Source organism: Gemmiger sp. (assembly GCF_036306485.1).
In the GTDB taxonomy this organism is placed as follows: Bacteria; Bacillota; Clostridia; order Oscillospirales; family Ruminococcaceae; genus Gemmiger.
On record NZ_JAXJZK010000016.1, the window covers coordinates 148,104 to 160,932 of the forward strand.

Here is a 12,829-nt window from a genome sequence, read left to right on the forward strand (position 1 = left end):
AATCTAAATGACTTCATCCATGTAAGGAGGATTCGCGATGGATTCCAAAGCCTTTGTGCAGTTTGACGGTGTCTGCAAATATTACCGGATGGGAGAAAATCGCATCGCGGCCGCCGACCATGTGAGCTTCACGATTGATCGGGGGGAGTTCTGCGTGATCCTCGGTCCCTCCGGCGCCGGCAAGACCACCGTGCTGAATATGCTCGGCGGCATGGATACCTGCGACGAGGGCGACATCTGGCTGGACGGCGCCCTCATCAGCGACTATTCCGCCCGGCAGCTGACCACCTACCGGCGGTACGATGTGGGGTTTGTCTTTCAGTTCTATAACCTGGTGCAGAACCTGACCGCGCTGGAAAACGTCGAGCTGGCCAGCGAGATCTGCCGCGAACCCCTCGACGCCCGGCTGGTGCTGGAGGAAGTGGGGCTGGCCGAACGGATGAACAACTTCCCGGCCCAGCTCTCGGGCGGGGAACAGCAGCGGGTTTCCATTGCGCGCGCCATCGCCAAGAATCCCAAAATCCTGCTGTGCGACGAACCCACCGGCGCGCTGGACTATGTCACCGGCAAACAGGTGCTGGGGCTGCTGCAGTCCACCTGCCGCGACAAGGGCCGTACCGTCATTGTCATCACCCATAACTCGGCCCTGGCCGCCATGGCCGACCGGGTCATCCGCATCAACAGCGGGCGCGTCGTGGATATGACCCTCAACGCCCATCCCACCCCCGTCGAAAGGATCGAATGGTAATGCCGCGCACCTATTCCAAAAACATACGGCGGACCCTGCTGGGAACCCGGACCCGCTTTCTGGCCATCTTCGCGATTGTGGCCCTCGGCGTGGGGTTCCTGGTGGGGCTGCTTTCCACCTCGCCGGATATTGAGGATTCGATGGAATCCTATCTGGACGAGTCGAACCTCTATGATTTCCGGGTGGTCTCCACCCTCGGCCTGTCCGAGGCGGATCTCGACGCCATCCGTGCCCTCGACGGCGTCCAGTCGGTGGAAGGGCGCTATTCCGCCGATCTGCTTGTCAAGGCCGGCGCCGGCGATGTGCTGGTCGCCCGCGCCCACAGCCTGCCGGAGGGCGGGAAACAGGATACCACCATCAACAGCCTGCTGCTGGTGGAGGGCCGCTGGCCCGAATCGCCCGACGAGTGCGTCGTCGGGGCCGGGGGGAGTGTCTCCAACGAACAGCTGGAGATCGGCCGGGTCATCACCCTGACCGACGACAACGAGGATCTGCAGGACAAGATGTCCTGCACCGAGTTCACCATTGTGGGCCGGGTGCGGGACGCCTACTATTTTTCCTTTGAGCGGGAGCCTGCCAGTGTGGGCAGCGGCAGCGTCGGGTTGGTGTTCTATGCCGAGCCCGAGGCCTTCGCCTATACCTCCTACACCGAGCTGTACGGCACCGTCACCGGGGCGCGGGAGCTGCGCAGCCTGAGCCAGGAGTACAAGGATACCGTTGCCCGGGTGACCGACGAGATTGACGCCATCCAGGATGTGCGCTGCACGGCCCGGTATGAGGAGGTGCGCGCCGACGCCCAGGCCGAGATTGACGATGCCTGGGCGGACTACAACGACGCCAAGGCGGAGGCCGAGGAGGAACTGGCCGACGCCGAGCGCCAGCTCAACGAGGGCCGCGACGCCATGGCGGACGGGGAGGCCGAGCTGGCCGACGCCGAGCGGGAGTACGCCGACGGAACCGGCGAACTTGCCGACAAGGAAAGCCTGATGCAGGACGGCATGAAGGAACTGACCGACGCCCAGGGCGAACTGTCCGAGGGGCTGCGGCAGATCTATGAGAATCTGGACCAGCTGGAGGACGGCGAAGCCCAGCTGGCCGAGGCACTCAAGACCCTGCAGGACGGGCAGGCGCAGTATGAGGAGGGCCTCAAAGCCTTTGAGGAGGGCCGGACCCGGTACGAGGAAGGGCTGGCCCGGTATGCCGACGGCCTGGCCCAGTGGCAGCAAGGCCATGAAGCCTACGAGGAAGGGCTGGCCCGGTACGAGGACGGCCTGGCCCAGTACGAGGACGGCCTGGCCGGCCTTGAACAGCTGCAGCAGCTCAATGCGGCCCAGAAGGGGCTGGACCAGGCGGCCGCTGAGGGGGTGCAGGAATGGCTGTACTCCGACACCGTGCTGGAAGTCATCGAGAAGATCACAGCCGACGAGGGTTACGGCATCCTGCAGGAGTGCTACCGGCAGCGGGAGGACACCGAGGCGGCCTATCAGGCGGCGCTCGAACAGTCCGCGGCCGAGGGCGTCTATGAAGATCCCGCCGAGGACCCGGCGGTGCAGCAGGCGCTGGCCGCCCGCGACGAGGCCGAGGCAGCCTGGCAGCAGGCCCTGCGCGACGCTGTCAGCGGGTTTGTGGATATGGACGATGAACTGACGGCCTCGCTCGTCGAAGCGGCGGTGGTGGAGTGCATGAACCGGATGCCGTCGGCCGAACAGATCGAGCAGCTCCGCCAGCTCAATCTTGCCAGCAAGAGCATTGATGTGGGCATCTATTCGATGATCGCCTCGGGGGAGGCAGCGGACGAAGCCGCCGCCCGGGCCCTGTTCAGCGATGAAAATCTGGCCGCCGTGCAGAGCCAGCTGGACGACGCCAAGCGGCAGCTTGACGAGAGCAAACCCGAACTGGACGATGCCAAACAGCAGCTTGACGACAGCAAGGCCGAGCTGGACGCCGGCAAACCGGCGCTGGATGCGGCCAAGGCCGAGATCGAGAGCGGCCAGGCCGAGCTGGCAGCGGCCAAAGCCGAGCTGGATGCCGGCTGGAAGATCTATTTTGAAAAATCCGCCCAGCTGGCCGAGGGCCGCTCGCAGCTCAATGCGGCCCACCGCACCCTGGACGACGGCTATGCCACCCTGGTGGACAAGCAGCTCCAGATGACCGACGCCGAACGGCAGATCGGGGATGCCAAGGTGCAGCTGGCCGATGCCCGGTACAAGATTGAGGACGGCCGCAAGACCCTGGCCGAGAAGAAACAGGAACTGCTGGACGGCGAGATTGACTACGAGACCGCCAAGGCCGAGGTGGAGCAAAAGCTCGAGGACGGCCGCCGGGAGATCGAGGACGCCCAGGCGAAGCTCGATGAGATCGAGACGCCCAAATGGTATATCTGGGACCGGCAGAGCAACGTCAGCTTCTCCTCCTTCCAGGGCAACGTCAACAAGGTGGCGGCCCTGGCCACCGTTTTCCCGGTCTTTTTCTTCCTGGTGGCGGCGCTCGTGGTGCTGACCACGATGACCCGTATGGTGGACGAGGAACGCCTGCAGATCGGCACGATGAAGGCGCTGGGCTACGGCAAGGCGACCATCATGAGCAAGTATCTGCTGTACTCGATGGCGGCGGCCTGTCTGGGCGCGCTGGCGGGCCTGGCGTTCGGCTTCACGGTGTTCCCCATCGTGATCTGGAACGCCTACGAGATGATGTACTGGATGCCGGAATTCCGCTTCCCCTGGCGGTGGAACTATGCCATTCTGGCGGGCGGATCGCTGATCCTCTGTGCGCTGGGGGCCACCCTAGCCGCCTGCCGTGCCACCCTGCGGGAAACGCCCGCCCAGCTCATGCGGCCGCGGGCCCCCAAGGCCGGCAAACGGGTGCTGCTCGAATACATCACCCCGCTGTGGAAACGCCTCAAATTCAGCCACAAGGTCACGGCGCGCAACCTGTTCCGCTACAAGAAGCGGTTCTGGATGACCGTGATCGGGGTGGCGGGCTGTACCTCGCTGCTGGTGGCGGGCTTCGGCATTTCGGACTCCCTCAACGCCATCATCACCCGGCAGTACGGCGATGTCTACCGGTATGACCTCATGACCACCGTCCAGCACCCCGCCGACACCGAGAGCGGTGAGACCTACGAGTATCTGTTCGGCGGCGGAGAGATCACGGCCAGCACCGCCGCTGCGACCGAGAAGGCCAACCAGACCCTGCCGGACGGCACGGTGACCGAGGCCTACCTCTTTGTGCCCAAGGATCTGACGGCCTTCGGCAGCTTTGCGGACCTGCATGAGCGGATCGGGCGCAGCCCCACGCCGGTACAGCAGGAGGGCGTCGTGGTCACCGAAAAATTTGCCGAGATGCTGGACTGCCGCGCCGGCGATACCATCACGATCTACAACAACGCCGGCGACTCGGCCCAGGTGCAGGTCAGCGGCGTCTGTGAGCACTATGTCTCCAACTACCTCTACATGAGCGCGGCCCAGTACGAGGCGGCGTTCGGCACCGAACCGGAGTGGAACACCATCCTCTCCCAGATTGCCGACACCTCCGAGAGCAGCCGCAACACGATCTCGGCCAGTCTGCTCAATATGCCCGAGGTGACGAGCGTCACCTTCACGGTGGACATGACCCAGAGCGTCCTCAACATGCTCAACGCCGTCAATGCGGTCGTCGTGGTCGTCGTCATCTGCGCGGCCGCCCTGGCCCTCGTCGTGCTGTACAACCTGTCCAACATCAACGTTGAGGAGCGCGTCAAGGAGATCGCCACCATCAAGGTGCTGGGCTTCTATGACCGGGAAGTGGCGGGCTATGTCAACCGCGAAAGCACCGTCCTCACCCTCGTGGGGGCGCTGATCGGTCTCGGGGTCGGCACCGTCCTGCACCGCTACATTGTCCATACCGTGGAGGTCGATGCGGTCATGTTCGGCCGCACGGTGGACCCCTCCAGCTATTTCTACGCCCTGGCGCTGACGCTGATCTTCGGCGCCGTCGTCAACCTGATCATGGGCCGCAAACTCCGCAAGATCTCGATGGTCGAGAGCATGAAGGCCCCCGAATGAGTCAAAAAACAGCAGCGCGGCGCTTCCCGCAGGGAAAGCGCCGCGCTGTTTTTCTTGTTCAGCCCCGCAACAGCCCGATCGAGACATCGTTCACATTGGTGCCGGTGGGACCGGTGCGCAGCAGCCCGCCCACCGCGTCCAGCGCGTGGTAGGCGTCATTGTCGGCCAGGTCGGCCCCGGGGTCATGCCCGGCGGCGCGCAGTGCGGCCCAGGTCTGCCCGTCCGCATAGCCGCCGGCGGCATCGGTGGGACCGTCGGTGCCGTCGCTGCCGAAGGAAAAGACTGCGGCGCCGTCCAGCCCGTCCAGACCCCGTGCCGCCGCAAGGGCCAGTTCCTGGTTGCGCCCGCCCAGCCCGTGACCGGTCAGATGCACAACGGTCTCGCCGCCGGCCAGAAAGGCACGCCGTCCCCCGGCACCCGCCTGGGTGCGCAGGATGCTGGCCAGAAAACTGCCGGCCTCCCGCGCCTCGCAGCAGAGCTGATCGGTCAAAATCAGCGGCGCATAGCCCAGCAGACGGCACTGCCGCGCCGCTGCGGCGCAGAGTTCCCGCACGCTGCCCGCAATCCGGAGCGTCACATTGTCCAGCGTCTTGGGGGTCTCCTGCCGCAGCAGGGCCTCGGCCGTGGGGGAGAGCGGCAGCCCGTACCGGCGTGCCGCAGCCAGGGCCTCGGCGCAGGTCGAGCTGTCCGGCGCCGCGGGGCCGCTGGCGATCATGTCGGGCGGGTCGCCCAGCACATCGCTGAGCACAATGCCGTAGACCCGCGCCGGCGCACAGGCCAGCGCAAACCGCCCGCCCTTAACGCCGCTCAGCCGTTTGCGGATCGTGTTGATCTCCACAATGCCGGCGCCGGCCGCCAGCAGCCGGGCCGTCAGATCCTGCAGCTCGGCCGCGGGCAGCAGCGGCTTTTCAAAGAGCGCGCTGCCCCCACCGGACAGCAGGAACAGCACGGTGTCCTCCCGGCCCAGGGGCCGGACCATCCGCAGAATCTCCTCGGTCGCGGCAAAGCCGTTGGCATCGGGGATGGGATGCCCGGCCTCGCGGCAGACAAGGCCGGGCAGCTCACCGCGCAGATGCCCGTATTTGGTCAGGACCAGACCGCCGTCCACCCGGCCCAGCACCCCCAACGCGGCGTTTGCCATCTGCCAGGCGGCCTTGCCCACGGCCACCAGCACAACCTTGCCCGGACCGGGCACAAACCCGTCCAGCGCCCGGCGCACTGCCGCATCGGGCTGCACGGCCTGCAGGCTGGCATGAAGAATCTGTTCGGCGTCCCGCCGCAGCTGCTGATCCATTCAGAAATCCCCCTTGCGTTTTTCTTCATCTTAGCGCATTGCTGCCCCGAGTGCAACAAAAAGGCCCGCACGGATGACCGTGCGGGTCCAGAAACTCAGCCGCGGATGCGGAATCCCCGCTCCTCGGGAACCGGGGGCAGCGTCTTGCAGCTGAAATCTTCCACCGAAATCCAGTGGCTGGAACGCAGAATCGTGGGCAGCAGCCGGTCCAGACTCTGGGCCGGGCCCTGGGCTTCAAGGTCCACCGACCCGTCCCAGTTGTTCGCCACCCAGCCGGTCAGATCCAGCAGCTGCGCCGCATACTGGGCGCGGTACCGGAACCCCACGCCCTGCACGGTGCCGGTCAGATGCCAGTGCCGGCGTTCGACGGGGGCCGTCATGCTCCCACCCCGGCCGGTTCAGGCTCCTCGGCGGCCGGCTGCTGCTGCGGCGCCTCGGTCAGGCCGGAGGCCATCCGCACCGCCGCCAGGGCAGCGGCCAGCGCCGCAATCGCCGCCACGGCGGGTGGCACCACCAGGCCCAGCGGCACCGTGATGCCGGCAGCCAGCAGCAGGGCAATCAGATGATAGACAAGGACAAACCGCTCCATCGGGCCCACCGCCCCGGTCATCTGCCGGGCCAGCCGGAGCGCCGCCGGCACACCGGTCAGATCTCGCTGGGTCAGCAGGATGCCGGCCTTGCCCGCGGGCGGGAAGCCCTCGGTGCCCACGGCGATGCCCAGCTCGGCCGCATCCAGCGCCGCGGCGGCGGAACGGGCGTCCCCGACCAGGGCACAGGGCTCCCCGGCCTGGCAGCGGCGCACCTCGTCGGCCAGCGCCTCGGGGGCAATCGCGGCACGGATGTTGTCATCGGTCAGCCCGACCAGATGCCCGATGCGGTTCGCGGTCTCGGCATTGTCACCGGACAGCAGCTTCACATCCAGGCCAAGGGCCTGCAGCTCGGTCACCGCCTGACGGGCGGAAGGCCGCACCTGCTCCGAAATGCCGATCAGCCCGGCCGGGTGACCGTCCAGCGAGAAATACAGCGGCGTGACGCCCTCATTCATCAGGCGGCGTCCCGCGTCGCGCAGATCGTCGGTCAGCTCGCAGTAGGAGGCAATGAAGCTCTCGCTGCCGCCGGCCATCACCTTGCCGGCAAACCGGCCCACAAGGCCCTGCCCGGGCACGGCCTCGCAGTCCCGGACGGTGCTCAGCCGGATCTTTTCGGACTGGGCACGGCGCATGATCGCGCTGGCCATCGGATCGGTGCTCTGGCTTTCCAGCCCCGCGGCCATGCCCAGCAGGAACTTGGGGGGCACGTTGCGGGTGCCGACAATCTCGGCCACCTCGGGGGCACCGGTCGTGATGGTGCCCCGCTTGTCCAGCAGGACCCCGCGCAGTGCGGCGGCGGTCTGGGGCACCGAGGCATCGGTGAAGAGGATGCCCTGCTTCACGCCCTGCCCGACGCCGGCCATCAGGGCCGCCGCCCCGGCAATCGCCAGGGCCAGCGGGCTGCCCACCGCCAGCACGGCCACCGCCCGGCTGAAGGCAAAACCAACGCCCCGGCCGACGAGCAGCCAGACAATGAACACGACGGCGGCAACGCCGGCGCAGGCCGGCACATACAGGTCACACAGCCGGCGGACCTTGTCCGCAGCAGGCATCGTGCCCGCCGCGGTCTGGCGCGCCGTGTGCAGAATTCCGGCCAGGGCGGTGTCGTCACCCACCCGCACGGCACGGCAGATCAGCGCGCCGTCGCCGTTGACCGTTCCGGCCAGCACCGCGGACCCCTTCTGCAGCTCCTCGGGCTCGCCGCTGCCCAGGGGCAGCGGTACCGTCAGCGTGGAGGTACCGTCCAGCACAACGCCGTCCGCGGGGATCGGGTCGCCGGGCCGCAGCAGGAAGATATCATCCCGGCGCAGCTCGGCTGCCGCAACCGTGCAGGGTTGGCGGTCGCGCAGCACACTGGCCGACGCGGGCATCCGGCCTTCCAGCTCGGTCAGCGGCGCCGCGGCCTGCCGTGCAAAGCGGGCGGCCGCCAGTTCGGCGGCCGTGCCGAAGGTCAGGATGGCGGCCGCCGGGGCAAACAGATAGGGGGCATCCTCGGCCGGCGTGCCCAGCATCCGCTGGATCACCGCCGCAATGCCGTACCCCATGCAGAGCGCGGCCGCCAGCGCGGTCAGCGCCTGATGGGCCGACGCACCGGGATGCCGGCTGGCCAGGGCGGACACGCCGCGCACAAACACCCGGCCGTTGGTCAGGCAGACAACCGCCGCCAGTGCCAGTTCAAGCAGCCCGTCCGCCGCAAAGTCGGTCAGCAGCCAGTCCAGACAGAACAGGATCACCGTGCCGCAGCAGCCGACAAGCAATCGTTTTTTCAGAACAGAGGGGTCTTCAAAGTGGTCCATGATTCCTCCATATTCGTTTGGGTCAGGGGATCAGAACAGCCCGGGCGGCAGCAGAAGATCGCCGCGGGGGACACGGTCCCAGGAAAAGCCGTCCAGCAGCTCCTCGGGCCGGCGGGGGTCGGGGGCCTTCTGCAGCCCGCAGAGATAGCCCAGCCGTCCGATGATCTGTTCGGGTGTGTAGCGCGCCTGCAGATTTTCCAGGCTTTCGTCGCCGTCCCGCTTGGACAGACGCCGTCCGTCCGGCGCCAGGAGCAGCGGCATGTGATAGAAGGTCGGGGCGGTCAGGCCCAGTTCACGGTACAGCCAGAGCTGGCGCGGTGTGCTGGACAGCAGGTCCGCCCCGCGCACCACCTCGGTCACACCCATCAGCGCATCGTCCACCACGACGGCGAGCTGGTAGGCATAGACACCGTCGGCCCGGCGCAGATAAAAGTCCCCGCAGTCCCGGGCCAGATTCTCGGCATACGGGCCCAGATGACCGTCCACAAAACGGATTTCTTCATCGGGAACCCGCACCCGCCAGGCCGGGGCGCGCAGTCTGGTCCGGGCCCGGACCTCTTCGGGGGTCAGATTGCGGCAGGTGCCGGCATAGACGACCTGACCGTCCGAACGGTGGGGCGCGTCGGCCGTATGCAGCTGGCTCCGGCTGCAAAAACAGGGGTACACCAGCCCTCTGGCTTCGAGAATGTGATAAAACCGGGCATAGATCTCGCTGCGCTCACTCTGATAATAGGGACCGCACGGCCCGCCCTGGCTGCCGCCTTCATCGGCCTGCAGGCCCAGCCAGGCCAGATCCGCTTCCAGCAGATCGGCAAACTGCCGGGGGCACCGCGCGGCATCCAGATCCTCGATGCGCAGCACGACCCGCCCGCCTTTGGACTTGGCCGAAAGCCAGGCCAGCAGGCAGCAGCACAGATTGCCCAGATGCATCCGTCCGCTGGGGCTCGGGGCGTAGCGCCCCACCACACCGCTCATTCCAGGGTGTACCGGCCGTCACCCAGCGCACGCAGATGGACCCGGTAGAACCCGGCCACCGCCCGCACCATCGCGTCGGCGTCCGACACGGCAGCCGTCTCGACGGCGGAGTGCATGGCCAGCTGGGCCAGTCCGATGTCCGCCATCGGCACCGGCACCGTGTGGCTCTGCAGGTTGCCCAGCGTGCTGCCGCCCGGCATGTCGGCACGGTTGGCGAACAGCTGGACCGGCACCTCACTGCGGCGGCAGATCTCGCGGAAAATCGCGCCGGTCAGGCCGCTGGTGGTGTATTTCTGGCTGGCATTGATCTTGAGCACCACACCGCCGCCCATCCGCACCGGGTTGGCGGAATCCGCCTTGTCGGCAAAGTTGGGGTGCGCAGCATGGGCATTGTCGGCGCTGAGCAGGAAACTGTTCGCCAGCGCCTGGGCCATGCTCTGGGCACTGTGGGGCACCGCGCTGAGGATGCGGTCCAGCACATCCCGCAGAAAGCTGCTCTGGGCGCCCTGCCGGGTTCCGCTGCCCACTTCCTCGTTGTCAAACATCGCCCAGACCGGAGCGCAGGCACTGTCGGTCTCGGGGGCAGCTTCGAGGAAGGCGTACAGCGTCGTGGCCGCACATTCCAGATCGTCGATGCGCGGGCTCATGAAGAATTCGCCGTCCGGCCCGATGCGGGTGGGTGCCTGCCGCGTATAGAGCGAGAGGTCCCAGTCCACAATGGCCTCCTTGTCCACCCCGGCGGCTTCGGCCACGAGATCGGGGAAGGGGCGGGCCCCCTCCGGTCCGTAGAGCGGCTGCATGTCCACCTGGGGGTTGAACTTGTGGCCGTCGTTGGCGGTGCGGTCCATGTGGATGGCCAGCGACGGAATGACCAGCAGATCCCGGTCCAGATTGACCAGGCGGCTGGTCAGGGTGCCTTCGGCCTCATCGCGGACCAGCACCCGGCCCGCGACCGAGAGCGGCCGGTCCAGCCAGCTGGACATGATCATGCCGCCGTATCCCTCCACGTTGAATTTGACGCAGCCGGCGGATTTGATGTCGGTGTTCTTGACGCGCCAGGTGGGCGAGTCGGAGTGGCTCGCCGTGATGCGCCAGCCGCCGATGGCGTGCGCCGGAATCCGCCAGGCAATCAGCGAGCTGCCGTTGCGGGTCGTGTAGTAGCCGCAGCCGGGCTCCAGGTTCCAGTAATCGGCCTCCTCCAGGCGCAGATAGCCCGCGGCGTCCAGCAGGTCCGCGGCGTTCTGCACGGCATGGAAGGGAGAGACCGAGCGGTTCAGAAAATCAAACAGCTGTTGCAGTTCCATACAAATACATCTCCACCCTGTTTCTTTCATGGGATTTTCAGCTCTATTTTACACCGGAACGGCGCTTGCTTCAACCCGTTTTTCATGGTATCTTTTAACCGGAAAGGCGGGAAAAGGAATGAAACTTGCACAGCTGCTGGGCGTCCGCCCCGGCATCACGGCGGTCATCGGCAGCGGCGGCAAAACGTCGCTGCTGCGCACCCTGGCCGGGGAACTGGACGGCCGGGTCCTGCTCTGCACAACCACCCACATCTATCCGTTCTCCCCCTGGCCGCTCCTCACCCGGAACGACCCGCAGGCCATTGCCCTGGCTTTGCGGGACGGCCCGGTCTGCGTCGGAACGCCCGCCCCGCAGGGTAAGCTCACCGCCCCCGGTCTGCCGCTGGACCAGCTGGCCGCACTGACCGACTATCTGCTGGTCGAGGCGGACGGCTCGCGGGGGCTGCCCCTCAAGGCCCACCGGCCCGGGGAACCGGTCTTGCCGGCCGGGGCCAATCCGGTCATCTGTGTGGTGGGCGCCGGCGGGTTCGGACAGCCCATCCGGCAGGCGGCCCACCGCCCCGAGCGGTTCGCCGCGCTGGCCGGCGTCACGCCCGATGCGCCGGCCACGCCCGCCCTGGTAGGGCGGGTCCTGCGGGCGGAGGGCCTGGCGGACCTCGTCTTTGTCAACGCCGCCGAGACGCCGCAGCGCCTTGCCGGGGCCCGGGAACTCGCATCGGTGCTGCCCTGGCCGACGGCGGCCGGCAGCCTGCGCCGCGGCGTCTGGCAGGCCCTGCCTTGACAGTACCCCGCCGCGGGGATTATAATGAACAGGAAACCGACCGGCAGGAAGCCGGCCGGGCGGCGCAGAAGCGCCGGCATCAGGAAGCAGACGTTTGGAATCGGTATACCGGCAGAAGGTATGCGGCTCCCCGGCAGTGGGGGCAGTGTAGCTTTCTGCCGTTTTGTTTTGCCCAAAAAAACAAAAGGGGCCTGCCCGGCCCCTTCGTTTATTCCCGGTCCTGCCGCAGCGCGTCGATGACCTCCTGCAGCATGGCGGACATCCCGCCGTGCGCGCCCACCACCCGGCTGCCGCACCGGTTGGTGGGGATCAGGATGCGCCGCGCCGCGCTCTGTCCCACCGCACAGGCCATGGCCGGGGTGATCTCCCCCAGCAGCGCGTCGGCAATCACAATGCCCACCGGTCCCACAATCGCATCGGCCCGCCGGCAGGCCACCAGCACCGCGTTCTCACCGGTCGCGGCCCGCTCGGCCCCCGCCTTGCGCATCGCCTCGGTGGCGGCGCTGTTGGTGCCCACCGCCGTCAGCTCGGCGTCGGGCAGTTCTTTGCGGATCGCGGCGACCAGCTGGCGCCCCAGCCCGCCGCCCTGCCCGTCAATGACAAGAATCTTCATCGGTTCTGCTCCCTCTTTTTTCCGTTTTCTGTAATCCTAGCATGAAGCCATCACCCTGTCAAATCCGGAAAGGAATCCCACTATGAAACATTATCAGAAACATCTCACCCTCGCCGCCATGTTCCTCGCCCTCGGTCTGGTACTGCCCTTCCTGACCGGCCAGATTCCCCAGATCGGCAGCATGCTGCTGCCCATGCACATCCCGGTGCTGCTCTGCGGGCTGATCTGCGGCTGGCAGTACGGCCTGGCCGTGGGCTTTGTGGTGCCGCTGCTCCGCGGCGTGCTGTTCGGTATGCCGGTGTTCTATCCCACCGGCCTGGCCATGGCCTTTGAGCTGGCCGCCTACGGCCTGGTGGCCGGGCTGGTCTACGCACGGGTCCGCCGCCAGGGCCTGGTGTCGCTCTACGGCTCGCTCGTGACGGCCATGATCGCCGGCCGCGTGGTCTGGGGCTGCGTCCAGGTCGTGCTGCTGGGCCTGGGCGGCTCCGCCTTCACCTGGCCGATGTTCGTCGCCGGCGCCTTCGGCAATGCCGTGCCGGGCATCGTGCTGCAGCTTGTGCTGATCCCCGCCGTGATGGCCGCTCTGGACCGCTCCGGCCTGGTACGCTACCATAGCCGCGCATAATTCATGGTTGCAGGCCGCGGCAAAACGCGGTACAATAAGACCATCAACCAGCAAAGGAGT

At 67.0% G+C, this 12,829-nt stretch carries 10 protein-coding genes; 4 read left to right on the plus strand and 6 right to left on the minus strand.

The features are described from left to right. The first annotated feature begins 37 nt into the window (after positions 1-37). Entirely contained in the window at positions 38-748 is a 711-nt protein-coding gene (locus U0L91_RS04005) for an ABC transporter ATP-binding protein (protein WP_330044928.1), read from the plus strand. Continuing rightward, on the plus strand, positions 748-4,791 hold the full coding sequence (locus U0L91_RS04010) for an FtsX-like permease family protein (RefSeq protein ID WP_330044929.1): 4,044 nt from the start codon (positions 748-750) through the stop codon (positions 4,789-4,791). Before U0L91_RS04005 ends, U0L91_RS04010 begins: the two co-directional genes overlap by 1 nt. Positions 4,792-4,849: 58 nt before the next feature. Here U0L91_RS04010 and U0L91_RS04015 read toward each other — a convergent pair whose 3' ends face one another. From U0L91_RS04015 to U0L91_RS04035, 5 genes are all read right to left on the minus strand, one after another. Next, entirely contained in the window at positions 4,850-6,085 is a 1,236-nt protein-coding gene (locus U0L91_RS04015) for a glycerate kinase type-2 family protein (RefSeq protein WP_330044930.1), read from the minus strand. A gap of 95 nt (positions 6,086-6,180) precedes the next feature. Further along, entirely contained in the window at positions 6,181-6,465 is a 285-nt protein-coding gene (locus tag U0L91_RS04020; RefSeq protein ID WP_330044931.1) for an acylphosphatase, read from the minus strand. Beyond that, positions 6,462-8,471, minus strand: a complete 2,010-nt coding sequence (locus U0L91_RS04025; protein ID WP_330044932.1) for a heavy metal translocating P-type ATPase — start codon at positions 8,469-8,471, stop codon at positions 6,462-6,464. The genes U0L91_RS04020 and U0L91_RS04025 overlap by 4 nt, the downstream gene beginning before the upstream one ends. 30 nt (positions 8,472-8,501) lie before the next feature. Further along, the gene (gluQRS, locus tag U0L91_RS04030) at positions 8,502-9,446 is read right to left on the minus strand and encodes a tRNA glutamyl-Q(34) synthetase GluQRS (protein ID WP_330044933.1); all 945 of its coding nucleotides are present in this window, start codon (positions 9,444-9,446) and stop codon (positions 8,502-8,504) included. Next, entirely contained in the window at positions 9,443-10,750 is a 1,308-nt protein-coding gene (locus U0L91_RS04035) for a M18 family aminopeptidase (protein ID WP_330044934.1), read from the minus strand. The genes gluQRS and U0L91_RS04035 overlap by 4 nt, the downstream gene beginning before the upstream one ends. A 118-nt stretch (positions 10,751-10,868) precedes the next feature. On the opposite strand from U0L91_RS04035, the gene yqeC reads away from it, so the two are divergent. After that, complete coding sequence (gene yqeC, locus U0L91_RS04040; RefSeq protein WP_330044935.1) at positions 10,869-11,531, plus strand: selenium cofactor biosynthesis protein YqeC; 663 nt, start codon at positions 10,869-10,871, stop codon at positions 11,529-11,531. Positions 11,532-11,739: 208 nt separating this feature from the next. Here yqeC and U0L91_RS04045 read toward each other — a convergent pair whose 3' ends face one another. After that, complete coding sequence (locus tag U0L91_RS04045) at positions 11,740-12,144, minus strand: DUF3842 family protein (protein WP_330044936.1); 405 nt, start codon at positions 12,142-12,144, stop codon at positions 11,740-11,742. 82 nt (positions 12,145-12,226) lie between these two features. Between U0L91_RS04045 and U0L91_RS04050 the strand changes: the two genes are divergently transcribed. Further along, positions 12,227-12,769 carry an ECF transporter S component gene (locus tag U0L91_RS04050; protein WP_330044937.1) on the plus strand — a complete coding sequence of 181 codons (543 nt, stop codon included), beginning with the start codon at positions 12,227-12,229 and terminating at the stop codon, positions 12,767-12,769. Positions 12,770-12,829 lie beyond the last annotated feature (60 nt).